The organism is Bacteroides faecis MAJ27, from assembly GCF_900106755.1.
Taxonomy (GTDB): Bacteria; Bacteroidota; Bacteroidia; order Bacteroidales; family Bacteroidaceae; genus Bacteroides; species Bacteroides faecis.
Genome location: NZ_FNNN01000027.1, coordinates 1 through 24,496, shown reverse-complemented (window position 1 = coordinate 24,496; position 24,496 = coordinate 1). Strand labels below are relative to the sequence as shown.

Genomic DNA, 24,496 nt, shown 5'->3' with positions numbered 1-24,496 from the left:
CTAATTGTTAGGATGATACGGTTTCTTCTCCCACTGGTTCAACTCCGCCACCTTGCAGCCTAAGTTAAGTCTGTCGTTATACACCGAGATTTCCAACTCGCCCTTTGCCTCGATGGTAGCTTTCGGCTGCAGCCATTCTTCCTTTTCTTCCGAGAACCGGACAAAGCGCACCCATGTAAAGGCAAATTCTTCTCCAATCTTCTCTGCACTGAAAGCAGAAAACATCAGGAAAGCCTTACCATTTTTGCCTTTCTTCATATCAATGTCCTTACCGACCTTGCCCTTGAACTCCATGTCGCCCACGATGCCACCCTTGCTTTCCGATACAGGCGAAAGGTTCATTTCCGATACTTTCAAGTTGAAATACAGGTTGTCATCTTTCTTCTTGAAGGTCAATACACCTTTCAACTCAATGCGATTGCCCACAACGATAGCTTCGGCACAATCTCCATCCATGATGCAGCTTACCATCACCGTCTTGTTGATACCTTTCTTGGCTGGCACCACCACATCCACGGAATATGTAGTAAACGGCATTCCGTCCTTTCCATTGCGAACCACAGCAGCCTTGCTAACGGTTCCGCACACACTTACGTTACATTTAATCATAGCTCAAATACTTTTTTATTCGTTTTCAATCGACCAAGATGTGGAACTTCCAAGTATCTTACTTTCTTTGCATTGTCTGACTTTGACCTTCTTGCTGTTCCAGGACTTGCTCATAGTTTTGCGATGCCTGTTGCGTCAGCACGATAGTATTCACCATTCCAGCGATGCGCATTTTCTTGGCATCATTGCTCAGGTTGGTATCACCCAACACTTGCGACAATCTACAGAACTCCGCATTGGTCAGCTCTCTCGTCACTTTGGTAGTGCCATTGTCCGCTTGCAACACAGCCTTTCCATTATCGCCAATACTCAACACGCACTCCTTCATAGTCGGCATCAACGGTTTCAAGTCCACCTGCCTTTTGCTTACAGCTTCTGAGATTTGCGCTTTTTGCTCTTCCTCGCTTTTACTATCTATTTGCACAGCGAGGGCAAGCAGACTGCTATACATGGTAGTCACCAATCCCATTATCGGGTCTGCACTTGACAATCCTGTGCTTGCGTCCTCGGATGAAAACAATTTCTTCATCCAATCGTCAGGTGACAGACTCGTGTCCACTGCCGAACTATTTCCCTTGTATTTTGCCAACAGGTCATTGCCGTTATACAATGCCTGTTGCTTCAGATTACCTTTCTGTGCTATCTCCGCCAAGTACGATGCAGGATCCACGTCCCTTGTCTTGCCGTCTGCCGATATGGTCTTCACCCCGAAATGCAGATGCTCACCTGTGGTTCGCGTTCCAGTATTGCCAGATACACCTAACTTCTGTCCTGCTTTTACCTCGTCACCCACCTTCACGACGATACTGTCCAAGTGCATATAGGTGGTTTGCACCTTGCTTCCATTCGCTCTGCTATATTCCACTGTCACAGACTTGCCACCGCCAGTATTGGCATTGTGGTTCACAGCTACCACCTTGCCACCATTCTCGGTTGCCAACACATCATCATGCTTGGCTCTGATGTCAATGCCCTTGTGCATCTGCTGTTTGCTTTTGTCCATAGGGTCTTGACGCATACCGAATGGAGAAGTGACAAACAAGAACTCGTCCCTTTTCACAGGGAATGAGTATTTGTCGTTGGTTGTTTGAGATGCTGTTTGCTTCTTTTCGTCATTATTGGATGTCGATACCGAAGACGATACCGTTGCTGAAGTCCTTGCATTCTGTTCTACGCCGAACTTCTTGCCCTCAGCCCTCATCTCTCGCATCACCTGTTGGTCATACTTCTGTAATCCATTGATCTCGATAATCTTTTGCAAACTGGCTGCATATCCTCCACTGGTGGCATAACCGCCTCGCTCAATGCCTTTTGTCCATCCCTTGTAATCATCGGGAGAGAGTTTGAAGCATTGGCTGTAGCGGCTGCTGTTCTTCAATATCTTGGAATGGTGCTCGTATGAGTCACCCACCGTGGCATACTTGCAGAACTTCTCATTAGGCTTGTCATCGGTATAGACAAGATAGTCGCCACCGTTCTTCAACCAACTTTTCGAAGCCTTCACGCCAAAGTGGTTGTTGCCCAACTGCGACAGTTCACTCTGTCCATTACGGCTTTCTAAGATGCCTTGCGCCAAGGTGACGGAAGCAGGGATGCCATATCGCTTCATTTGTTCCATCGCCTCGGCAGCATATCTTTCTGCATATTGCTGATTCTTGCTCATGTCTTTATCCTCATTATTATCGTTTCATACCGCCAGAACGCTGCTGCTCCTCAGTATTTTGCTCCTCTTGCTTCTGCTTGGGTGCCTCCAACTGGTCACAGATAGCTACTCGTTCTCCTGCTCGAATAAGCTTGGGCAGATAGGTGTCCAAGGCATGATGTGGAAAGCCAGCCATGTAGTGACCTGCTTGGGTGTTTCTCTTTGTCAATGTAATCCCCAACACTTCCGCTCCTCGCTTGGCATCCTGTTCATACATCTCATAAAAATCACCTACACGAAACAGCAGCAAAGCATCTGGATGCTTGGCTTTCAACTCCTTCCATTGCTTCATGATGGGAGAGTCCTTGGTCTCTTCCTTCTGCTTACCCTTTGTTTCTTCCTTCTTTTCCACAGTAGCGTTATTATCTCTTTGAACAGTCACATCCTTCTCTTCCCTAATATCTGTCTTTTCCTCAGAGGAAGCTTGCTTGTTCTCTTCCTCATGATATTCTCGATGTTCTTCCTCATTCTTATCGGTGGAGACTTGTGTTTCTTGCTTCACATCGGTTTCCTCAACTTGCTTTTCAGATGCAGTCTGCTCCTGTGTCTGTCCTTTCTGCAGGATGTCAGCAAACAAGGTTGCTGCAAGATGCTTTTTGTACTCGTTCTTGTCTTCGGCAATCCACATTCGTTGCCATTGGCTTGGCGATACCACACGAGGCTGCAACTTGTCTGCGCCATCAATGGTGGCTGCACACAGAATGACATCGTTCTTTGCCTTGAACACGTTCACTTTCTGTATGCGGTTCATGTCCACCTCGTTGTGCTGACCGCTGCCAAACAAGTCCACCTTCAGGTCAGGCTTTGTCTCTGCCATCGCATAGTATTTCTGTGCCAGTTCCACTCTCAAACTGTCCATCGTGTCCTGCGCCTGTTTCAATGTGGTGAAGAAGCGGTTCAAATCCGCCTTGTCGGGATAGATGGAGAATGCCTTCTGTCCTTCGGGCTTGATATACATCGCCCAACGCTTGTTGTCATCCTGCACCATCTGTATGCGGTCGAAGCCCACCTGCTTGCTCTGTCTCACGGCATCGCTTACGTCTATCTTGGATATGTCTTCCAATTGCCAGTTCTTCAGTCTTGCAACGGTGATGTCCTTTCCTGCGAAATAACTGTCATCAGGATGGTAGCCTAATGCACCATCGGGATTGTAGAACTTGACAGACAGAAAACCTTCCTTCTGCAAGGCATGTTCAATGCGCTGCTTGCTCATGCCCGACACCTCGTTGTTTACTTCCAATGATGCTCCTGCCGGCAATACCACATCGGCACTCTTGTTTTCCATATCCCTTACTATCACCACAAACTTTTGTTCGCTGTCGGGATGCTTGGCTATCTCATCTGCCACAAAGTAGTGTTTGGGCATCTGCGCTTGCATCTCGGTGGTCTGCTGCTCGTTCTTCAAGGATGAATATTCTATTTTCTCGCCACGCTCTGCCTTGCGGATAACGTCCAAGGCATTGTTCACATCACTCTCTATGGCATCTATCAGGCATGGATTTTCCTTCAATTCGCGGTTCCAGTAGTCCACCAGTCCAATATTCTCCTTGGAAATCTTGGCTGGCATACCCATTTCCATCATCTTGATGCCCGAAGCCAGTTCCACAACCAGTTTCTCTTGCTTCACGGCATCCTCCGATGGCGCAATGCCGTTTTTCATCACCATGCCCTCCCTTGCCAGTCGCTGTTGATGTCCTGTAGCACTCACCACTTGGCGCAGCATTTCCTGCACATAATCGCTATAATGCTCAAAGTTTTCTTGCTTTGGCATATACACTGCATCTTTTTCTGTGTCATAGTGTGCCACTCCGCTTCCGTCTTTGCGCACCGCCATCAGGTTTTCCTTTATCTTCTGGATGAAGTCATTTACTTGGCTACGAAATGCCTTGTCTTCATTCGCACCGACATTCGCCTTCACCACATCTTCATATTTCTCCTTGTCTTTCAGTGGCAGCATGGTCTGGTCGATGTTAAACAGCACTCGTATTTCCCGATTATGTATGCCCTTGTACTGTGTCTGATCGGTAGCCGACAATTCCTGGTAGTCCTTTCTGCTGATGATGTCTTCCGGATTATGACGGTTCACATATTTGTTCCACGCATACCAGTTGAACGGCACACCTCTCTCATGCGCCATCACAGACTCGTCTCGCTTCTTGGCTTCACTAAATAACGTGTAAAGATTTGTAGAAAATCCGTTCTTGTCGGAGTTCAATCCCATCACGAGGGCATTGAACGGACTCACTGCCGCTCCCTTCGGGTAAAACCGTGGATATTGCTTTCCTTGCTCATTCAGCCAGACACCCTTGTTGTCGGCTGCTTTCGACAGGGCCTCGGTAATCAGTGACACTTGACGCTCTGCCGCATTCTTCTCTTGTGGACTTTTCTCTTTCATTGTATGATTGTTTTACGTTTTCTTTTATTATCTTGAACGTTGAATAACTTCTCGCTGCTCTGCGTTTTCCATCGCCTCGTTTCTCACATTTCTCACTTCTTGCTCGCCATAGTTGCGTTCTGCCATCTGTCTCATCTGGTCACTCTTGGCAAGCACGGCATTGGCAAGGGTGTTGAGTGGTAAGGCTCCTGCTCGATATGCTCCAACCACATGCTCTGGCAGTTGGATGGTGTATGGCACTCGGTCGATGGTTGCTACTAAACAGTTGCCTTGTAGTACAGGGTTGGCTATTCGGGGATTCAACGGTTCGTCTGGATAGGACTTATATTGCACTGCTTGTGCTGTTGTATTATCGTATGATACAGCATTTCCATCATTGCTTTCCCGTTTGTTTGCCAATGCTTCATGTCCTGCCTTGTTCAGCAGATTGGCACCGCCCATACCGATGAGCGTCATCTTCAGCAATGGATTTTTCACAAACATTCCTGCAAGAATGGCGGCTATTGGCATCATATTGTCCTTCAAGCCTAATGATTGCGTCTTGCCAGTGAACAGTCCAACAAGGATGTCGGGCAACATGGCTATCACATAGCCGAGGTTATTGCCGATGTCGCTGAAACCATTCAGTCCGAAGTTCTTCAACAGCCCTTCCCAACCGTTACTGTTATCATTTTCAGGTTGGTCTTGAAGTTCTTCCTCTGATTGCGCTTGCTGTTGTTCATCAGTTTCTGTTTGTTGCGCCTCTGCCTCTTTCTTTTCTTGAATGATGCGCTCTGCCTCTGCAACCTTGGCTGCGTCGTGCTTGGCTTTCTCTTCCAGATAGGCATCTTCCTTGCCGGGTGCCACTATCAGCGGTACATTCTTGTATTTCGGATCGTTCCGTTTCTCTTGCTCTTTTTGGAAAGGAAACTTAAAACTGTTATCTGTCCATGCCATAGATGTAAATGCTTTTTGTGGGATATGTATCTTGTTATGGAGTTTGCTGTTGAGCGTCTTGACATAGCCATTGTCGGTGGCATTCACTTTCTTGGCTTGTGAGCGAAAACCAGTGAAGGCATTGCCGTTCTGTCCGAATACGCCCTTGCTGATGCTCAATTCCATGACTTGCTCTTTCCGCTGTTCGCCGTTTCCCTTCTTGGAATCGAGGATATAGCCCAATGCCATGTCGCTCCCCACCAAGGTTGCCAATGACTTCCAACTACCGATACCGCCCATGGTCACGGCATCCACTACCGAGGCGGTAGCCCTTCCTGCAAACTTCTCCGTCTTGCTTGGCTTATAGGCTTTCTCGCCACGAGCTTCTATCTCAGCCGTCAATGGTGACTTCATCAGTTCTTCTTGCAGTCCCCAGATGCTGTTTTGTGCTGCCTTTCGCAAGATGTAGTCCATCGTTGATTTGGGTGTATTGTCCTTGACGAGCTTCCCAATCATCAGGTCTTCCATCCTTTGTGCAACGTATGCGTATGCCAAATCCTCGCCACAGGCTTTCGACAAAGCGTCATATTTACTTCGTCCAATTTCCTTCACCACGGCATTGCGCCACTCGCCAGCAAGAAGAGCCAAATCCTTCACGATGTTTTTGTCCTTCCATATCTTCTGGTTGCACATCGCCAGATAGTCCTCCGTGGTTTTGCTGTTCCATTTGCCTGTTTGCTTTAGAACAAACTCGGTGTTGTCGGCATACGGATTGGCAGAAGCAAGCACTCCTGCCAAACTGCTCTGGTATCTGCCTCTTTCCTCCAGTTGCTTGTGAGTCAAGTCATCTCGCACCTGTTTCATCACAGGTGCCAGCTTGCCGTCAAAATATCCTTGAAGGCAATACTCCAGTTCTGCAAAGCGTGTCGGGTTCTTGATAGTACTCATTATAGCGTTACGTTTAGTTGACCTAATATCTGTTCTCTTGTCTGCTCGATGGCTTGGTGATACACTTCCATCTGTTTGGGGAAGTATTCCTCCAGCCAAGAGTCCTTCTCTATTCTGTTATGGATGAAGAGGATGGCTTGCTGCAGTTCTATCTCCACGGAGCATTCTCCTTCCTCTCTGTTGTTGAACCACGCCTTTGTCCACCATCTCACTCCTGCACGGTCTGGATAGACGCTCACCAACCTTGGAATGTCGAAGCTCTGCACATCGATGTCCAGTTCAGCAAGCGGGTCGATGATGCCACTCGTCCTTATGGCTTCGTCATGGAGTTTTTTTTTAGAACTTCGCTCAATGTGGACAGATAGATGCCATGCCGCAATGCCAGATAGTTCAAGAAATCCGCAATCAGCAAGTTCTGCACCTTGCAAGCCAAGGGCATAGCTCTATGCCCGATGCCTAACGGATTGCTGATGGATGGCATAGCTTCATAGAAATAGTGTTTCGCCGCTGACAAGGTAAAGATGTTCCTTAGCGACTGCTCTGCATGTTGCGGTGTCACATACATACCTTTATACAGGTCTTCCATATACGATGGCATGAAGCGCAACATCAATTCTTCTATCTCTTTCTGTTCTTTGTCATACTGTGTGGCTATATTCATGTCGTAGGTCTCAAACTCAGGAAAACCAGTCTTACCGGTCTGTTCCATTGCCTTCACATTGCCATATAGCATGGTCAGAAAATCAATCGGATTGATTTCCTTGCCGTCAAACTTCACCTCTAAATGCAGTCTGTCACCGCTCAATGCCACGATGTTTCCTGCCTTCACGGTTTGTCCGAAGTTCACGAACACGTTGGCAAGGTGGGCGTAGGTCACTTCATATTTGCCGTAGCGTATCACTTGGTAGATGCCGTGTGTCGCATCATTGCCAATGCCCGATACCGTTCCGCTTGCCAAGGCAGACAGCAGATAGTGATTTGCCTCAAAGTCCAGTCCGTGATGGAAGAACACGGTTCCTGTTACAGGATGCTTCTGTTTTCCATAGCCAAGTGTCAGTTCCACATCCTTGCCTCGCTCCTCAAAGGGCATGCAAAAGCCGCTTTTTGATTGCAGCATCATTTCTTCTGTATATCTCATGTTGTTGTCGTTTTTATGTTTATCGTTTCATGCCGCCACTGCGTGTGGTTGTTTCTGCTTCGTTCACATTTCTTCCTTGACCGCCATCACCACTGACAATGTTCTTGATATTGGAATTGTTGCCGATGAGCATCATGCCGAGCATGGCTCCTGCTATCTTGCCAAGCCATCCGAAACGTCCGAAAGTGAGGAACGCTGCTGTTACCAGTCCTGCAATGCTCAATCCCGACACGTTGCCTTTCCCTAAGTTCTTGAAGAAGTTACCAAACATCTCCAGTCCGTTTCCTCCGAAGATGCCACGGAAGAAGTTACTCATTCCGCTCCACTTGCTGTTGATGTCGCCCATGGCACCATTCACCGCATCCACGGCTTCCCCTGCCTTGTTCTTCAATCCTTTCACATCTTCCACAGCTTCGGATATTTTCTCCGTGGTGTCTTTTCCGACCACCACGTCACTGGCTATCTCCACCATGCTCTTGTCGTTGACAAGGTTCTGCCATGCCACATATCCTGCTGCGCTGCCCACGGCGGCTGTTTTCATTGCACTTCCTGCGCCTTTTAGTGCTTGGGTGGGATGCACAGCCGTATTGCTTGCAGATTTCAGTCCTTGTTTGGCGACACTACCCACACCTTTCAAGGCACTGCCGCCATACTTCGCTATTTTTGCCCATATACTCATAGTCGTATCTTTTTGTTGTTATTTAATCTTGCCGTTCCGCTTCCATCTGTTCATGCAGTCCTTCACGATGGTTTTCTTGTCTGCCTTGTCGTGGCTGCCTTCCTCTATTTCTGCCCAGATGTCCGCCATCGAGGTGTACTTCACCGCCTTGGTCAGCCGTTGCAGCTTTTTGTTCATTACCTTCAGCTTGGGGCGGATGCCGAAAACGATTTCCACTCGTTCTTTCTCGGTCATCTTGTTGCCTGACAAGCATACAAGCCTGATGTCATTTACTATCTCCACGCTGCCCATAATCAACTCCCGATAGATCTTGTTGCGCTTGGCTGACAGTGCCACAGCAAGGGCATTGCTCGGATGTTTATCCAGTTGTTTGGTGAATTCTCCCAAGTTATCCACCAGTCGGTCTATCTCGTGATAGAAGCCATATACCTGTGCAGCATACACCACGATGGAGCGGAACGAGTCCAAGTAGTTGTTGAACTCTCGTTGCAGATTGGTGGTTCCTTCCACTTCCTCTTTCAACCATATATGACCAGTGGTCTGCATCAGCATCACCTTCTCCTGGTTCTTCAACTCCTTTTCAGCCTTGTTTGTATATGCGTATATCATTCCTGCCAACACAGGGTCGTTCTGGGCTTGCACCTTGCAGACGGAAAGCAACATTATGCCAAAGCAAAATATCCATGTTCTCATACTCAAATGTTTTTATATTATTATGGTGTACTTACTTTGGCAGCTCTCCGCCACCGTCCCAATGCTTGCGTAGCAATCTCACCATTACTTCTGTCTATCATCCCTGCCGTGACATTGTTCCACACATCACTCATTGTATAGTAGCGGATGCTCAGATACAGTTTGTTGAGCTTCTTTTGGAAAGCAGATAGTTTGTCGTTTAATGCCCACAAGGTCTTGGAACGGTCTGCTCCTGTCAGCATATTCTCTGTGCCACCATTCGCCACGGCATCATTCAATAGATTGAAAACCGATACCAGTTCCGTTGCCGTCTCGATATACAGGTTGTTCATGCTCATACTCGCCACAATGCCCTGCGGATTGCCCTTAATGGCTGTCTTCAACTTGGCGAGCGTGATGAAAATCTTCACGCCATCATCATACAGATGAGTACAGGCTTTCAGCGAAGAGGCATAGCCGTTCACTGATTTCAGGTAGCTGTTGTACTTCTTCTCCCATTTGTGTATCTGGTTGAACTCGGCAGCCATTGTATTCTGCAACAACGCCGTCTTGGTCTGTCCGTTGATTTGCTTTTCAATCTCACTGTTGATAAGTTCATTGCCTTCTGCCAATGCCATCCATTCCAAGGGATTGGATGACACCAATTGTGCCTTGGCTTCCGATGCCGTTGCTATGCCGATAATTGCTATCAACCATATCTTACCTATTTGTAATCTCATAGATGCTCCTCCTGCGTTTGCTGGTTTCTACTCGTTCTCTGATGGTTGTTACCAAGTTTTCCTTCATCGGTACTCCGATAATGTCAAGCCTTGGTGTCGTTCTGTCTCCAGAATATATGCTCACGGTTTTCAATCGGAATAGTTGCTGCATGAAAGTTTGACTTTCGTTGAAATCCACCACACGGTATAGTTCCAGATAATCTACTTCACGATGAAACACGCCATGCTCAAACACTAATTGTTCGTTACTGATGATGTACCGCATCCTGCATAGATAGACCATTCGATATGCCAAACATAGGGAAAGCAAGAGCGAGAGGACAAACACCAAAGTGGAGAGAACGGCATCATCAATACCTGCATATACAAAGCCTACGCTTATAAGCACAAGCAAGTGCAGCTCGTTGATGACGAACTGCATCCAATGGGGCTTGATGATGATGTTTCTATACCGATATGTCTGCTGCATAGTTCTCCTTTTTGATAATGACACCGTGCTTTATCTGCGGAAGCCCGATGTCTGTTCCTCTTTTTCCTTCTGTTTGGCTTGCTCTTGTTGCCTCTCAGCCTCTTGCGCCTTGGCGAACTCGAAATAGTCGAAGTCTATCTCTCCTTGGTCTATCAACCGTTGGTCTCGTTTGCCAAGCAAGGCATCGTTCCAGTCTTTGTATTGTCCCAAAGGATGAAAGGCTTGCACCGTAAAGTCTGCAAATCTCATTTCCTTGGCGATTGCTTTGAAGTTCTTCACAAAGCCACGTCCTGCCTCGTCTTTGTCAAAGCCCAAATAATGGTTCGCTTGTCGGGTCTCTTCCAGCATTCCCTTTATTTGTCCCTTAGTGGGTGTGCCTCCAGTCGAGACATACACGCTCTTCACCGGGTTGATTTGGTACTCTGCCATGGCATCGTATGCACTCTCAAACCATAGAATATTTGTGGCTTCTTTCAATGGCTTACCTGTCAGGTTGGCTATCCACAATCCTTCACTGCTGTTGCTGCCTTCTGCTTTCCCCTTGTATGCCTTACCGTCTTCTCGCCTGGGTCTACCACGCTCTTCCAATCCAACGATGCTGTCTGGCTTGGACGGCAAAGACAGTGGAAAGACGAGATTGGCAAAGCTCAATCCTTCATTTCGATGCTTTGTCGCCAAGAAGAAATGCTTGTGAAAGGCGAACTGTGTCCCCATGTTGATGCCTCTTTCCTTGAAGTAAGGATAGTGTTTCCATTGAGTGTCCTTTTCCCTTGGGTTGAAACGCAAGATGTCATAGTCTGACAGGTTGAAGGGCTTGGCATCTCGCTTGGGTTCTGCCACTCTGCTTTCACGCACGTCAATGGGATTGTTCAACAGTCTGTTGCATACCACATTCACCAGTCTGTCCAATGACATCCCTGGCTTATAGTCGTCAAACAGCGTAGGATGCTCCTTGATGAAGCCTATCACGTTGTAGTTTTTCTGTTCTGGTGGCTGAAAACAGCACTTGCCATTGCCTGTGACAATAAACTTGTCGCCTCTCACTCGCTGTCCATGACTGTCCACCTTTACATACGACGGATAGCGCAAGCCATCTCGTTTGTTCAACTGATAGCCTGCGTCCACCAGCAGCTCCTGTATGTTCAGACGCTGTAAGAAATCATTATATGTCAGTTCGTTGTTTGCCATAAGCGTATTCCGTTATAGTCCTTTCCCCATGTGCGGATGCAATACCTCTTGGTTCATGGCAGCCTCAAAGTTTCTCGCCGCCACATCCATCGGTGTATCTACTCCTGGTTTGAAGTAGGGACGAGGTGGTGCAGGGACTGCACCATGATGGTGGTCAACTATCACTACAGGTGCGCCATGTGGTCTATGAAGTTCACTGCCGACTTCGGCTGCAACACCCAGTCCTGCCAACAAAGCTGCTCCTATCTTGGTTCCCAAACTGGTACGGTCTTTCATATCTACCTCACCGAATATCTTGGAAAAGAGTTTCATGCGATGGTAGTCATCCACTGCCATGAACTTGTCATACTGCTTCTGCGTTATCTCGTGGCTTACTCGCTCACCGTTGATGATGGCGGTCATGCGGTACTTGCCTTCTTGCTCCGCTGGCTCCACTTGTATCTCACCAACAGTTACTTCTCTGCCATGCTTGCCTTCACGGAACCACCCCTTGCTCTCGTCCAAGTCCTGCCCATCCACAATACCTACTTTATTGTTCATAGGTTCTTGCTGCACTTGCAATGGCTCAACGGTAGATTGCAACCGCATCTTGCCATCCAACTCCTGCTGCACCTCTGGGCGCAAACTGATTTGGATGCGCTCCTTACTGTTGAGCATGTCCATTGTTATCTTGTCTGCGAAATCATCCTTGATGACATTGTTCAGTATCTCCAGTCGTTTGGCTACAGATACTTGCTTGACTGAATTGTTGGTCAATGCTTTCAATTCTTCGTCGGTCAAGTCATACACCATATCACTTTTGGTGCTTTCTGATTGGATGGTGAGTGTCTTTGCCTTCTCATCGATGATGATACCGTGTGAAGACAGGCATTCCTGCCATTGATCGTTGGAGAAATATACAGGTGAGCTTATCAGTTCCTTGTAGGGTTTGGCTGGCTCTTGACTTCTTGGACGTGTTTCTACAGGTGTCATCACGGCTTGCAGGTTTTGTAATACGTCTGCTTGTGGTGCTACTTGTTGCTGTCCTTTATAGTAAAAGCCATAGCCTCCAGAGGTTAGCTCACCTGGTTTAAGCCTTCTGTCTGGTCTTTCCGCTACCATCGGTGCACCTGCATAAAACATCTGTCCTCCGACTCTGCGTAGATGATAGCCGTCCTGCATTCTCGGTGTCCAACCCAAAAACTCTGGACTCCATCCTAACCGTCCGTACTCTCCTGCACCAATCCTATATCCATGCAGTCCCATTGCCACTCTTCCGTTGGCATTCCTCGCATGGACAAGGTTTCTCGGCATATAGAAGTCTTTGCCTATAATGCTGGTAAAGACATTGTAGGCCTTCTTGTTGGCAGAATTGATTCCCCAATCAGTCAATGCCAACATCTGTTTCTCGGTGAGGTTATAGGTCAGAAGTGGAGAGTCGTGTCCCTGCACCGCTAACTGATAACCGTCACCGTTGGTTATGATATGAGCTTGCATACCATTGCGCATGAGAATGTCACGCATCTCTGGTTGTATGTCCATCTGCCTTGGATTCAAGTTCTTTCTTATCGCCATAGCATGATTGTATTAAGCGTTCTCTGTTTCCATTCCTTGCTCCAACAGCTCGTCCTTGTACTTCACAAACTGTTCTGCACTCTCGTTGCCGATGCACAGGGCATGTTCCTTGCAGTATTCTTGATACTCGTTCTGCCATTCCTCACTGAAATGGTTCACATAGTCAAGCCAACCGTATTCGCCGCTCTGCATCTTCTCCACGAGAATGTCTTCTGTATAATAAGGTCCTTTTCTCATTTCTTCCCTAAATTTGATGTTTCACTTTACTTTCTTGCAACGGCAGAAGTATGTCTTCCAGCAGCCTTTTTCTGCTCATTCCACAGTTCTTCGGTATATTCCTCCTCTGGAACATAGTCAAGATTACCGTCATCATCCATTACCCAACAGCCATAGATGCCGAAGGTGTATTTGTCCCACTCTCGCTTGCCTTCCTTGCGCCACAGCTCATCATCGCCGTTGGCAAAGCGGATGCCAGTATCGCTCTTCAGGTCGATGCCTACGGTCAAAGGTTCGTCTTCTATGGCAAATGTCAGTGACTCGCCATTTTGGATGCTCTTTAGCTCCGTTCCTCCAAGACTGAGTTCGTCAGATAGCACCTGCAAGTTTCTACCAATCACAGGTGTCGGCACAGCCATCACTTGGTTGGTCTCTCCGTCAATCTGTACAAATGCCTTGACATGTGCGCCATCTGGCATATCCACATCTGCCACCACAGCCTTGCCCTGCTTCAACAGTTCCTGCTGCCCCTTGGTGAATTTGTCCAATGGGGCATATTTCAACACAGGATAGAACATCACATCCACGTTGCCGTCTGCCATTCTTACCAAGGCGAATCGGGTTCTGCTCTTGATACTGTAACCCTCATTTACCTCCATGCTAACAGGCAGCACTGGCGATGGGCGACCATTGCTGATGTCATCCAAGGCATGCATCGGAAGGTCTTCTATCATCTCATGGGTAAGACCGAACTTTGCAAGTGTCTGATATGGCACTTCGCTTTCTTCAAATGAGTTTCTTTTCATATTCTGATTATATTTTGAATGATACTTTGCATATAGCCATGCAAAGATAACCCAAGAGTAATGAATACAAGAAAGCCTACGTTCTTCAGCCCAATCTTTTCCGTTTTATTATGATTATATCATCACTTCATACTCTCAATCATACTTTAATCTTATTTTATGTTATACTTTTATAGCATCGTGTATCACTCTTGATTTCTTTCCCTAACTTTGCACCATGAAAAGGAAAATAGTGGCATTATGGGTAATAAGTTGTCTGGCGGTATCGAATGCAAAGGCGCAGTTCAATACCATCAGCGACAATGCGTGCCGTTATAAAGTCAAGAAAGTTGAGGAGAAGTTTTTGCCTCCTGCAAACAATCAGGTAGATTCCGTCACAGCAAATCTACCACTACAGGAAACAGAGTCTGTGGATAGCAAACAAAAACAGTGGATAAGCAGCTATTCAAACATCACTTTTCCACTGAAATCAATCAAAATCACCAGCCCTTATGGCTATCGTCGTGACCCTTTTACAGGAAAACAATCATGGCACAACGGTTTGGATCTTCGTGCGAAGAACGAACCTGCCTATGCCATGATGGATGGTATTGTCGAAAAGGTAGGGTATGACAATCGTTCTGGCAATTATGTTACGTTGAAACATGGCAACTATCATGTTAGTTATTGCCATTTGTCTTCCGTTATAGTTGGCAAAGGTGAGCGTGTTTTCTCTGGTACCATTGTTGGCGTTACTGGTAATACTGGTCGCAGTACTGGCTGTCATCTTCATCTTACATGCAAAAAGGATGGCAAGAGTGTCAATCCTATAAGTCTAATCAAATTAATGAGATAATGCTATAACCTTTATTCGTTCAGCCAAGTATTGCCTATATTTAATCAAAATTTCAGTAATTAATTTTCTTTAAGATTTATCCACGCAGTCTTTTCTGTTTTTCTCGTACCATTATAAAATGGTGCGTAATAAGCATCCCCCAACATGAAAATAGAAAAGTTATTGGAAAAAGTAAAAGCGGGTGATACTGACGCTTTGAATATAATCTACGAAAGATACTCTCCTATGATGAGAAGTATTTGTTTCAGTATCACTAAGGAGGACGAGGACACGATAAATGACCTCGTCCAGGACGCTTTTGTCCTTACATATTACTCATTGAGTAAACTAAAGGATAATTCCAAGTTCAAAGAATGGTGTGCTGCCATCACAAAAAATACAGCACTTAAGCATTTGGAGAAAAAATCAAAACTACAAACTATCTCTTTTTCTTCTATTATGGATGAAGAATTGGAGATTGAAGGAGCATTGCAAACAGATTCCTTATTGCATGAGAATGATATTTTAGAACTTATCAACAGCTTACCTACAGGATATGGTAAAGTGTTCAGAATGTCTGTTATAGAAGGGTTCTCGCATAAAGAGATAGCCGATAAACTTGGTATCGAACCTCATAGCTCCTCTTCACAATTGGCAAGAGCAAAGGCGATGTTACGTAACATGATAGACAAACGTGCATTGGCTGCCATTTCAATCATCCTTATCAGCATTCCTCTATGTAAATATTTATTCTGGAAGAAAACTGTAGAAGAGAAGAAGCTGCCTACAGCCAATGTGGAAAGAAAGAATAATAACAAAATAGACAAACCGGAGTTAGAGTCAATATCCTCTCAAACTAATCGGTATGTAGCAAACACTTTTATTACCAAAAAGAAACAGATACGTGAAATATCTTTGGATTCTATAGTGAAAAGCAATGAATGGAAAAATGAAGATACGATTCGCAATATAGCAATAATCATTGAGGAGAGAGACACAACTTTGTCTGATACGACAAGTATGTTTATCCCTCAAATCGAGAATTATATAGTGGCAGACACGACAAGGCATAAGAAGAACAAGTGGCAATTCCTTGCTACAGGTTCTTTAGGTTCAGCTCTGGCTCAAAATGTTTATAAGTTGATAGCGTCAAACAATAATGGCTTACCAGACCCAGACGGACCTACACCTATAATACCAAATGAAATTTCAACATGGGAGGATTATTACAAGCATCTTCAACAGAAAGAACATGAAGGTATGTCTGCTGACACGTTGGCACTTATGACAATCGCAAAGCATAACAGTGGAAAGATTGTGGAGCACGAACAACATGACAAACCTATAACTTTTGGTATATCACTGACAAAAAATATAGGAAAGAACTGGAGTTTGGGAACAGGCATACAATATTCACTTTTGAAATCTAATTTCACATTGGGTGAAGGTGAGTACTTTATAAATAGAGTCCAAAAAGTTCATTACTTGGGAATACCTTTGAGTACATCTTACAAATGGTTTAATTCCAAGAATTGGTCTGCTTATTCTTCTGCTGGAATTATATTTAATATACCAATGTATGGAAAAAATAACGAGCAATACGTTACAGGTATAACCGTTCCATACAAAGATTCATGGCATTTCATTCCATCTGTGCAGTGGTCTGTTGGCGTAGGTACCGGTTTACAATACCATTTCGCACCAAACTGGAGCATATATTTGGAGCCGTCATTCAACTGGTATATTCCTAATGGAAGTACTATTCACACCATTTGGACAGAACATCCATTCTCTGTTACTGTTCCATTCGGAATAAGATTTGCATGGTAATTTTTCTCTTCTCATGCAGTCTTTAGAACTTTTGTTGCATCTTTACTAATAGAAGCACAAAAGTTTCTAAAGACAACATGTACAAAACAAGAGACTACATACATAATGGGGTGCTATACCTCAACAACATCATCCGTCCTCGACATAAGAAGTTGAGTACGCTGATGATATATTCTACCACAAAATGCCAATCTCGTTGCAAGCATTGTTCCATTTGGCAAAAACCAGTGGAACATCTTTCTCTTGAAGACATCAAGAATGTGATGAAAAGCAAGTGTGTAACAAGAAACACAACGGTAGGATTGGAAGGAGGAGAGTTTATCCTCCATCCAGAGGCAGATGCCATCATGGAGTGGTTTATGAATAATCACCCCAACTACACGCTGTTGTCTAACTGTTTGAAACCACAACGAGTCATAGAGGCGGTTCGGAAATATCATCCAGTCCATTTGTATGTATCACTTGATGGAAACAAAGAGGTTTACAAAGAGATGAGAGGATGCGATGGTCATGACAAAGTGGTGGAAGTCGTGAAAGCCTTGAATAACGTGGTACCACTCTCATTGATGTTCTGTCTTTCACCATGGAATAGTTTTTCCGATATGGAGTATGTCATCAATATGGCAAGAGAATATAACATAGATGTACGCATCGGCATATATGGCACAATGGACTTCTTTGATACTAAAGCAGACCTCCTTGCAGCGGATTTGTCAAATTTCATCCAAAATATTCCACAAAATATACATGATACAGAGGAAAACTTTGATTTTGTTGCATTGTATGAAGAATGGAGAAATGGACATCTGAGACTTCGTTGTCAAAGCATATTCAGTGAGTTAGTGATACATTCCAATGGTGATGTACCACTTTGCCAAAATCTAAATGTCAAGCTTGGTAACATTCATGAAAACTCGTTGGATGATATTTTCAATTCACGGAATACTCAACAAATCCAATGTAGATACTCCAAAGAGTGTAATGCGTGTTGGATAAACTTTCATCGTAAGTTTGACTTGATACTATTGCGAAATCTTGAAAGGGTCTTTCCGAAAAGAATCATAGAAATCTTTTATGGTAAATACCAATGGACAAATAATAGCAAAATAACATATAGAAAACAGATCAAACGGATCAGAAAAATATGAAATATATAAAGAATATCATAGAACGTTACAAGCATATACGGAGCATCAAGCAATTGCAACAAGTGCCGAAAGGCATGTATGCTTTTGTTGGTTTTGGTAATCATAGCACAAGTAACCTTTATCCTGTACTCGGTTATCTCCATGTTCCATTGAAATACATTTGTTGTAAATCAAAAGACAAAGCTCAACTAATAAATACGGCTTATCCTCATGTTCGTGCTACAATATCATTACAAGAAATCTTGGATGACGAGGAGGTTAAAGGCATATTTGTGGCGGTTACACCTCAGGAACATTTCCATATAGCATCGGAGGTGTTGAAAAGCGGTAAAGCTATATTCATAGAGAAGCCACCATGCCAAAGTCTGGATGAATTGATGCAACTAATCAATATTTCCATAGAAACAAAAACTCCTTCTGTTGTAGGGTTGCAGAAACGACACGCACCAGTAATCCAAATCCTTAAAAAGGAATTGGCTAAGAATAAGAAGCCTGTTACCTACAATCTCAAATATCTCACTGGAGCATATCCTGAGGGAGAAGCCATGATGGATTTGTACATACACCCATTGGACTATGTGACATATTTGTTTGGAAAAGCAGAAGTCAAATGCGTTGAGAATATAGAGGACCACACGTTGATGTTATTGCTCAAACACAACAATGCAACAGGTGTTCTTGAACTCTCTACTGCTTATTCTTGGACAGAAGCAAAAGAACATCTTACCATTAATACCCAACATGGTATTTATCAAATGGAACAGATGGATAGTCTAACATTCCAAAGTAAGCAACGAGTATTCATGGGGGTGCCAATGGAGAAGATAAATACACAAAAAATGGTTACGATAGATTTGTTAGGCAGAAACAACTTCGTACCTACGATAAAGAATAACCAAATTTACACACAAGGATATTTTGACACCATCAAACACTTTGTTGATATGGTTGAATGTGGCAAGGCTTCACAGGTGCAGTCATTTGCAAACTTCGTTGAAACATATTCTTTATTGGAATCAATACGTTCATTAGTAAAACAATTATAACATAAAACTAAAACATTAGCAGAAAATGAAACACTGGTTTGTATTCTTCCTCGCTTTAGCTTCGGTTGGTTCTGTCAAAGGACAGCAAACAATCACGCTAAGCAATGGAAACATGGTAGCAGGTGCTTATAAGCAACCTCCTACAAGAACAGTCCAAAGTGTTGATAATGGCTACATCGTCACATACACTTTTGACAAGGCAACAGTTATTGATGATCCCTTGTACAAAGGAAGCATCATGTGGAAAGTAGCTGGTTTTGGTGAGGAAGACACTCCTCAGAAACCTGCATTGCCATACAGGTTGGATTCTTTTACTGTTCCAGATGGTTACTCAGTCAATGTTAAAGTTGTGGATAGTCTCTTTGTTGAACTTCCATATACTTTGTCGCCAGCTCGCCCCCCATTGACGGATAGTGGAAACGTCTCCTATACAAAGGACAATGTTCCCACAATCTCTGCGTACAAAGGGTTCTTGCCAAATAGGATTGCAAACATGGACAATATGGGTGTCTATCGTGGCAAAGGTGTTGTGGATGTAATGGTTTCACCAATCCAATACAGTTACGAACAAAACACCATTCGTGCTTACAAGAGCATTAGCTACAAGGTTACTTTTGCCAAGATTAATACCAAGAGTAATGCTAACGTGAGTGCGCAAAACTTAGATGCAGTAGATGATTTTCTCAACAATACGACTATCAATGGTTTTCAACAACCAGTTACACTCGCTGATACAAAAGCGACAAATGCCAAGAAGGGGTATTTGATTATCTCAACATCCAAGTTCAAAACTTCAGTGGAAAAGTTTGCGTCTTGGAAGAGACTTCTTGGCTTTGATGTACGTATTGTACTAAATGACTCATGGACATCAAGTTCTTTAAAGGAAGAGGTAAAGAAGCAATACAATTCCAATAGCAACTTGTATTATCTTTTGATCGTTGGAGACAATGCTGATGTGCCTGGGCAAAGTTCAAGTCTGATGAATACGCATGTTACAGATTTCTACTATTCATGTATGGATGGTGACAATGATTTGACACCAGATTTGCTGTTTGGACGTTTGCCTGTTGCAACAGCGTCAGAAGCGAATGTAGTTGTGGATAAAATCATAAATTATGAGAAAAATCCTGTAAGTGACGCTTCATTCTACAAAACAGGTATCAATTGTGCTTATTTTCAAGACAATGATAATAACAGCTATGCTGACAGACGATTTGCTCAAACTTCCGAAGAAGTACGCAATGCCCTTTTGTCAGAGGGTATTAATGTTAAACGAATATACACAACTGATAACAGTGTTACGCCTTTATACTGGAATAGGGGCATATACTCTTTCGGTGAATCAATCCCAGATGAATTGAAGAAGCCAGGATTCCCTTGGAAAGGAAATGCATCTGATATAAATTCAGCAATCAATAATGGTGCTTTTTATGTACTTCACAGAGACCACGGTAATGTAAAATTATGGGGCGACCCTTATTACACTATCAGCAACATCAGCTCTTTGTCTAATGGTGCCAAATTGCCTGTTGTATTCAGCATGAATTGTCTCACAGGAAAATTCAATGAAGACTGTTTCTGTGAGGCTTTCATCAAAAAAGCCAATGGAGGTTGCGTCGCCATATATGGTGCTACACAATTGAGTTATTCTGGATATAATGATGCTTTGACAGAAGGAATGTTTGATGCTATTTGGCCTTCAAGTAAATTGCATCCAAAATTCCCTGGTACAAGTGGAACTGCTAGTGCAACGCCTACACCAACTTATGAATTAGGGCAAATTCTGAACCAAGGACAAGCAAGGTTGGCTGAAACTTATGGTAAACGTAATTCTGGTTATACAACATACACAAAAGAATTGTTCCATTGTTTCGGTGATCCAAGTATGAAAATCTATACAGCAGCACCTACGGCATTCACCAATGTGTCTGTCAATAGGGGTAGTAATGCTGTAAGCGTAAATCTGAACGGAACCACTGCAACGATTGCATTCTATGACCTTGTTTCTGGCGAGGTAACATACACAACAGGAACTACAGCTACATATTCAACGAATCATGCAGCAAATGTATCTGTAAGTGTATCTGCACACAACAGAATCCCATATGTAAATGAGGGAACACCTGTTACTTCTGTCTATATCCAAAATGAGACGGTTGTTGGACCTAAGACCTATACAGGTTCTAGTATCAAGGTTGGTTCTTCTGTCACAACTTCCAAAGCAAGTGGTCCAGTAACGTTCAAAAGTGGTACAATCAACTTAAATGCTGATTCTATAACTATCGACTCCGATACGACTATCAACAGTGAAACTGAATTCAAAATGTCAAATCAATAACTATACAAACAAAATGAAAAAGTTCTTCCTTAAGAGCGCAGCATTGGCAATATTCACATTGCTGCCTATGGGTATGAATGCGCAGATTACGTATTCAAGTGGTAACCTCAACATCAACAATGCTCCTAAGCACAACTACTTGGGATTGACTGTAAACAAATGGCTGGGAATGTATTGGACTTGTAAGACTAACAACTTCTTCCAATTGGACATTTCTCCTGCAAACCCACGACTTGCAGGAACAGGCAATCAAGTAGTGTTCTACAATTCTGCAACAAGTACATTCAATAGCATTCAGGTTGCAAATGTGTATAACTATTCCGACGCTCGTGCAAAGGACAACATCAAGCCTTTGACTACAGGTTTGGATGCTGTTCTCCAGTTGCGTCCTGTTTCTTACACATGGAAACCTGAAACTGCGGTGACTTTAGCTGCAACAGAATCTGGTTCTTCTGTAGCCAATGGCCCAGTAGAAGAAGGTCAGACACAGTATGGCTTCCTTGCCCAAGAAGTAGAGGCTGTTTTGCCTGATGCTGTAAAAACTGACGAAGAAGGCCACAAGATGATCAACTATACAGCTATCATTCCGATGTTGGTTCAAGCAGTTCAACAGTTACAGGCGACAGTGGATGAACAATCTGTCAAGATTGCGGAATTGTCAAACACTCCATTTGAAGCTTCAAATAAAGCAGCCTCTCCTTACAAGATAGTTAGTTGCACCCCAAATCCTGCTAATGGACAGGTGACTATAACTACAAATCTTGAAGGATTGGATAAGTCTGCAACCATCATCATTAGCAGTCTTACAGGAACAAAAGAGAAGACCTTGCAGGTTTCATCTACTTCGCCTTCTGTAACAGCAACGATTTCTAATCTTGACAGAGGCATGCATCTTGTGTCTCTTCTTGTAAATGGTAAACTTGCAGATTCCTACAGATTGATTAAGGAATAAACAACGTGTGTTTTCGAGTGGAGAGGCAGTTCGATTATTGCTTCTCCACTCTCAATTTTTCAAAGATATGGCAAATAGAAAACTTCTATCGTTTTTATTCTGTATGTTTGCTATGGTCTCTACAGCACAAACATACATGCCTGTTTTGTCAGAAGGAAAAGTATGGCGATATGCAACTGTCAATCGATACGAGAGGACTGATACGACAGGCTATTATAATGTAACGATATCAGGCGATACCATTGTAAATCACTTTGTTTGTAAAAAGATATTGGTACAAAACGAAAATGGTCTATACCCTTGTCAAACATTTGTCGCATATGAAGATGGCGGCAAAGTATATAAGGTAAAAGATAATGTTTTTACTTTGCTTTTTGACATCGGATTGCAAAAAGGTGATTATATTGACAATCTCGCCCAGGTAGTTGCAGAGAATATAACCACTATAAATGGAATGCGGCGCAGGGTAATAGTTATTGATTCTATGGTTGACCATTCTGGGGGAGAGTGCTATTATCTTATCATAGAAGGCGTAGGGGTTAGTAAAGATGAATTTATCCCGAATTTCAATTTGGGAAATAATGATGAATTTTGCACTCTGGTTTCATGTACAGATAAAGGGACTATCATAAGTGAAGAATCTCTTAGAAACATTGAAACTGGCATAAAATCGCCAACGTTCACGAATAGAAAAAATGATGCCTATTACGATTTGAATGGCATAAAGATTCTCATTCCGCAAAAAGGATATTTATATATATGCAATGGTAAAAAAATCGTATTTAGGTAATGTTCCCAATCGTATAAGATGGATGGCAAAACGTAGTTGCTTGCCATCCATCTTTTCTACATAAGCTACATTCATTTAATCCTTACGCCTTTGCCATTCAATATTTCTCCCCTAATATCATCTGTCTTACATAAATACAAGTCGTAGCCAATGGCTGTAATATCGCAATATCTTGGAGGAGTAATGACTTTTCCACTTGGTGACATCAACCCATACCAACCAATGTCTGCTTCATATTTTTTGCAATTTGCAGTCTTTTGATAAGGTGTTGGTTCTGCTTCTGCCGTTTCACCTGTTAAATTACCCTCATCATCATAGTTCTTTGCCGTAGTATATCGTATTTCATCGGTATCATACAATAATCTGTCAACATTACTAATCAAGAAATCGTCAATCAATTCACCTTGCAAATTATATTTGCGAAGAGTGTGGTCTTTCATTGTTGCAGTAATGCTATTACCAGAGATCCAGAGGTCTGCTTCCATAAAAGGCAATATTGGTTTCAGATTTTCTGTAAGAACACTCTGCATACCTCCTTTGCTTACGACAAAGAAAGAATCCTTGGGCAAAATAGCATCATATTCAGCTTTTAACATCCAATTTCCTTTTTTGTCTATCAAACCAAATTTGTCACGTTTGTTATTATGTATTACGCAATGTCCATTGTGGAATACATATCCTTCTGCACCAGTGATGTATGGAATATTCAAGTCAATAACGACATTTCCTCTGGCATCGATGAATTTTATCATTCCGTTGTCATCTACGGAAGCCAAGCCATCAGAGAATACCCATGCGTGCTTGTACTGAGGCTTGATAGCTATTTCACCTGTCAGCATATTGAAGTAGCCACGAGCATCGCCGTTACTATAACAGACAAGCGAGTCGTCCCCCAATGGTTTTGAAATCCAATGTATGCCCTTGACAGTCTTCTTGCCATCACGAGTCTCCACATATCCATCCGTTTCATAGGAACGGCTATAGTAAGTGGCATTTCTTGACAGGTACTGCGAGTCATAGTAGGAGTCATCCAAATATTTCGCAGCATTCACTTTCTTGTAAACAAACTCGTATAGCGCATTACCTCCAGCACATGCAAACACAAACATGATGAACGCAAAACATCCTCCAACAACACGTCGAATAAACTTGCCATACTTAGATTCATCCTTCATTCCAAGTATCACGGTGAACCATTCTGCTGTTGCAGCAATGATACCTGTTAAACCTTTCCAAAATAAAACAATCGTTCTTTTTAAGGTTCTCTTTCTTTTTTCCATATTTATATGATATTTTGTGTTTCAATTATTTATCTGTTGATGAAAATAAAGTAAAAGAAGTAACCTGTCTCATCGTCAAAATATTGCTATTTGATGAATCTTTTCAACTTTGGTTTCAAGTCCTCATGCTTGGAATAGTCGAACATCAAACATTTATTAGCTTCCTTGAAAGACAATGGTTCGTTAAAATTTGAGATAACGGCTAAGCGGCTTTACGCTGCCAGCCAAAGAGTTCTTTGATAGTATGACTAATTAACTTTCGGTTCG

General features: G+C 43.5%; 22 protein-coding genes. 7 read left to right on the top strand and 15 right to left on the bottom strand.

Translation table 11 applies throughout. The features are described 5' to 3' along the window. From BLW31_RS19205 to BLW31_RS19140, 14 genes are read right to left on the bottom strand one after another with little or no spacing between them, the layout of a single operon-like run. Positions 1-609 (bottom strand): hypothetical protein, encoded by a 609-nt coding sequence (locus BLW31_RS19205; protein WP_010537182.1) that lies wholly within the window; start codon positions 607-609, stop codon positions 1-3. A gap of 58 nt (positions 610-667) precedes the next feature. Beyond that, complete coding sequence (locus BLW31_RS19200) at positions 668-2,272, bottom strand: glucosaminidase domain-containing protein (RefSeq protein WP_010537181.1); 1,605 nt, start codon at positions 2,270-2,272, stop codon at positions 668-670. 16 nt (positions 2,273-2,288) lie between these two features. Continuing rightward, the gene (locus tag BLW31_RS23865) at positions 2,289-4,706 is read right to left on the bottom strand and encodes a MutS N-terminal domain-containing protein (protein WP_010537180.1); all 2,418 of its coding nucleotides are present in this window, start codon (positions 4,704-4,706) and stop codon (positions 2,289-2,291) included. Positions 4,707-4,733: 27 nt separating this feature from the next. Continuing rightward, positions 4,734-6,569, bottom strand: coding sequence for a hypothetical protein (locus BLW31_RS19190; protein ID WP_010537179.1), 1,836 nt, complete (start codon positions 6,567-6,569; stop codon positions 4,734-4,736). Then, positions 6,569-6,868, bottom strand: coding sequence for a hypothetical protein (locus BLW31_RS19185; RefSeq protein ID WP_074759650.1), 300 nt, complete (start codon positions 6,866-6,868; stop codon positions 6,569-6,571). The genes BLW31_RS19190 and BLW31_RS19185 overlap by 1 nt, the downstream gene beginning before the upstream one ends. Positions 6,869-6,879: 11 nt before the next feature. Beyond that, entirely contained in the window at positions 6,880-7,707 is an 828-nt protein-coding gene (locus tag BLW31_RS19180; protein WP_010537177.1) for a M23 family metallopeptidase, read from the bottom strand. A 19-nt stretch (positions 7,708-7,726) separates the two neighbouring features. Next, positions 7,727-8,386, bottom strand: a complete 660-nt coding sequence (locus tag BLW31_RS19175) for a hypothetical protein (protein ID WP_010537176.1) — start codon at positions 8,384-8,386, stop codon at positions 7,727-7,729. Positions 8,387-8,404: 18 nt separating this feature from the next. Beyond that, positions 8,405-9,079: a hypothetical protein gene (locus tag BLW31_RS19170; RefSeq protein ID WP_029425411.1), complete on the bottom strand. Its 675-nt coding sequence runs from the start codon at positions 9,077-9,079 to the stop codon at positions 8,405-8,407. Positions 9,080-9,099: 20 nt separating this feature from the next. Continuing rightward, positions 9,100-9,798: a hypothetical protein gene (locus BLW31_RS19165; protein ID WP_010537174.1), complete on the bottom strand. Its 699-nt coding sequence runs from the start codon at positions 9,796-9,798 to the stop codon at positions 9,100-9,102. Beyond that, entirely contained in the window at positions 9,779-10,267 is a 489-nt protein-coding gene (locus BLW31_RS19160) for a PH domain-containing protein (RefSeq protein WP_010537173.1), read from the bottom strand. Before BLW31_RS19160 ends, BLW31_RS19165 begins: the two co-directional genes overlap by 20 nt. Positions 10,268-10,297: 30 nt before the next feature. Further along, on the bottom strand, positions 10,298-11,455 hold the full coding sequence (locus BLW31_RS19155; RefSeq protein ID WP_010537172.1) for a toprim domain-containing protein: 1,158 nt from the start codon (positions 11,453-11,455) through the stop codon (positions 10,298-10,300). Between the two features lie 12 nt (positions 11,456-11,467). Further along, on the bottom strand, positions 11,468-13,009 hold the full coding sequence (locus tag BLW31_RS19150; RefSeq protein WP_074759645.1) for a hypothetical protein: 1,542 nt from the start codon (positions 13,007-13,009) through the stop codon (positions 11,468-11,470). Positions 13,010-13,021: 12 nt separating this feature from the next. After that, the gene (locus tag BLW31_RS19145; RefSeq protein ID WP_010537170.1) at positions 13,022-13,246 is read right to left on the bottom strand and encodes a hypothetical protein; all 225 of its coding nucleotides are present in this window, start codon (positions 13,244-13,246) and stop codon (positions 13,022-13,024) included. A 26-nt stretch (positions 13,247-13,272) separates the two neighbouring features. Beyond that, on the bottom strand, positions 13,273-14,031 hold the full coding sequence (locus BLW31_RS19140; RefSeq protein ID WP_010537169.1) for a DUF4099 domain-containing protein: 759 nt from the start codon (positions 14,029-14,031) through the stop codon (positions 13,273-13,275). A 217-nt stretch (positions 14,032-14,248) separates the two neighbouring features. Here BLW31_RS19140 and BLW31_RS19135 point away from each other — a divergent pair, with 217 nt between their 5' ends. From BLW31_RS19135 to BLW31_RS19105, 7 genes are all read left to right on the top strand, one after another. Continuing rightward, complete coding sequence (locus BLW31_RS19135) at positions 14,249-14,866, top strand: M23 family metallopeptidase (RefSeq protein WP_050544920.1); 618 nt, start codon at positions 14,249-14,251, stop codon at positions 14,864-14,866. A gap of 144 nt (positions 14,867-15,010) precedes the next feature. Next, the gene (locus BLW31_RS19130) at positions 15,011-16,675 is read left to right on the top strand and encodes a sigma-70 family RNA polymerase sigma factor (RefSeq protein ID WP_010537167.1); all 1,665 of its coding nucleotides are present in this window, start codon (positions 15,011-15,013) and stop codon (positions 16,673-16,675) included. 77 nt (positions 16,676-16,752) lie between these two features. Then, the gene (locus tag BLW31_RS19125; RefSeq protein WP_010537166.1) at positions 16,753-17,823 is read left to right on the top strand and encodes a radical SAM/SPASM domain-containing protein; all 1,071 of its coding nucleotides are present in this window, start codon (positions 16,753-16,755) and stop codon (positions 17,821-17,823) included. Continuing rightward, positions 17,820-18,869 (top strand): Gfo/Idh/MocA family protein, encoded by a 1,050-nt coding sequence (locus tag BLW31_RS19120; protein WP_010537165.1) that lies wholly within the window; start codon positions 17,820-17,822, stop codon positions 18,867-18,869. Before BLW31_RS19125 ends, BLW31_RS19120 begins: the two co-directional genes overlap by 4 nt. A 25-nt stretch (positions 18,870-18,894) precedes the next feature. Next, complete coding sequence (locus BLW31_RS19115; RefSeq protein WP_010537164.1) at positions 18,895-21,207, top strand: C25 family cysteine peptidase; 2,313 nt, start codon at positions 18,895-18,897, stop codon at positions 21,205-21,207. A 13-nt stretch (positions 21,208-21,220) separates the two neighbouring features. After that, on the top strand, positions 21,221-22,159 hold the full coding sequence (locus tag BLW31_RS19110) for a tail fiber domain-containing protein (RefSeq protein WP_010537163.1): 939 nt from the start codon (positions 21,221-21,223) through the stop codon (positions 22,157-22,159). Positions 22,160-22,226: 67 nt separating this feature from the next. Then, positions 22,227-22,949: a hypothetical protein gene (locus tag BLW31_RS19105; RefSeq protein WP_029425410.1), complete on the top strand. Its 723-nt coding sequence runs from the start codon at positions 22,227-22,229 to the stop codon at positions 22,947-22,949. A gap of 71 nt (positions 22,950-23,020) precedes the next feature. Here BLW31_RS19105 and BLW31_RS19100 read toward each other — a convergent pair whose 3' ends face one another. After that, complete coding sequence (locus BLW31_RS19100; protein ID WP_010537161.1) at positions 23,021-24,229, bottom strand: WG repeat-containing protein; 1,209 nt, start codon at positions 24,227-24,229, stop codon at positions 23,021-23,023. Positions 24,230-24,496 lie beyond the last annotated feature (267 nt).

Excerpts from the sequence above, each read along its gene's own strand:
- BLW31_RS19135 (WP_050544920.1), top strand. The coding sequence starts at position 14,249 with ATGAAAAGGAAAATAGTGGCATTATGGGTAATAAGTTGTCTGGCGGTA.
- BLW31_RS19175 (WP_010537176.1), bottom strand. The coding sequence starts at position 8,386 with ATGAGTATATGGGCAAAAATAGCGAAGTATGGCGGCAGTGCCTTGAAA.
- BLW31_RS19105 (WP_029425410.1), top strand. The coding sequence starts at position 22,227 with ATGGCAAATAGAAAACTTCTATCGTTTTTATTCTGTATGTTTGCTATG.
- BLW31_RS19170 (WP_029425411.1), bottom strand. The coding sequence starts at position 9,079 with ATGAGAACATGGATATTTTGCTTTGGCATAATGTTGCTTTCCGTCTGC.
- BLW31_RS19165 (WP_010537174.1), bottom strand. The coding sequence starts at position 9,798 with ATGAGATTACAAATAGGTAAGATATGGTTGATAGCAATTATCGGCATA.
- BLW31_RS19160 (WP_010537173.1), bottom strand. The coding sequence starts at position 10,267 with ATGCAGCAGACATATCGGTATAGAAACATCATCATCAAGCCCCATTGG.
- BLW31_RS19130 (WP_010537167.1), top strand. The coding sequence starts at position 15,011 with ATGAAAATAGAAAAGTTATTGGAAAAAGTAAAAGCGGGTGATACTGAC.
- BLW31_RS19110 (WP_010537163.1), top strand. The coding sequence starts at position 21,221 with ATGAAAAAGTTCTTCCTTAAGAGCGCAGCATTGGCAATATTCACATTG.
- BLW31_RS19205 (WP_010537182.1), bottom strand. The coding sequence starts at position 609 with ATGATTAAATGTAACGTAAGTGTGTGCGGAACCGTTAGCAAGGCTGCT.
- BLW31_RS19155 (WP_010537172.1), bottom strand. The coding sequence starts at position 11,455 with ATGGCAAACAACGAACTGACATATAATGATTTCTTACAGCGTCTGAAC.
- BLW31_RS19190 (WP_010537179.1), bottom strand. The coding sequence starts at position 6,569 with ATGAGTACTATCAAGAACCCGACACGCTTTGCAGAACTGGAGTATTGC.
- BLW31_RS19120 (WP_010537165.1), top strand. The coding sequence starts at position 17,820 with ATGAAATATATAAAGAATATCATAGAACGTTACAAGCATATACGGAGC.
- BLW31_RS19140 (WP_010537169.1), bottom strand. The coding sequence starts at position 14,031 with ATGAAAAGAAACTCATTTGAAGAAAGCGAAGTGCCATATCAGACACTT.
- BLW31_RS19125 (WP_010537166.1), top strand. The coding sequence starts at position 16,753 with ATGTACAAAACAAGAGACTACATACATAATGGGGTGCTATACCTCAAC.
- BLW31_RS19180 (WP_010537177.1), bottom strand. The coding sequence starts at position 7,707 with ATGAGATATACAGAAGAAATGATGCTGCAATCAAAAAGCGGCTTTTGC.
- BLW31_RS23865 (WP_010537180.1), bottom strand. The coding sequence starts at position 4,706 with ATGAAAGAGAAAAGTCCACAAGAGAAGAATGCGGCAGAGCGTCAAGTG.
- BLW31_RS19115 (WP_010537164.1), top strand. The coding sequence starts at position 18,895 with ATGAAACACTGGTTTGTATTCTTCCTCGCTTTAGCTTCGGTTGGTTCT.
- BLW31_RS19100 (WP_010537161.1), bottom strand. The coding sequence starts at position 24,229 with ATGGAAAAAAGAAAGAGAACCTTAAAAAGAACGATTGTTTTATTTTGG.
- BLW31_RS19150 (WP_074759645.1), bottom strand. The coding sequence starts at position 13,009 with ATGGCGATAAGAAAGAACTTGAATCCAAGGCAGATGGACATACAACCA.
- BLW31_RS19145 (WP_010537170.1), bottom strand. The coding sequence starts at position 13,246 with ATGAGAAAAGGACCTTATTATACAGAAGACATTCTCGTGGAGAAGATG.
- BLW31_RS19200 (WP_010537181.1), bottom strand. The coding sequence starts at position 2,272 with ATGAGCAAGAATCAGCAATATGCAGAAAGATATGCTGCCGAGGCGATG.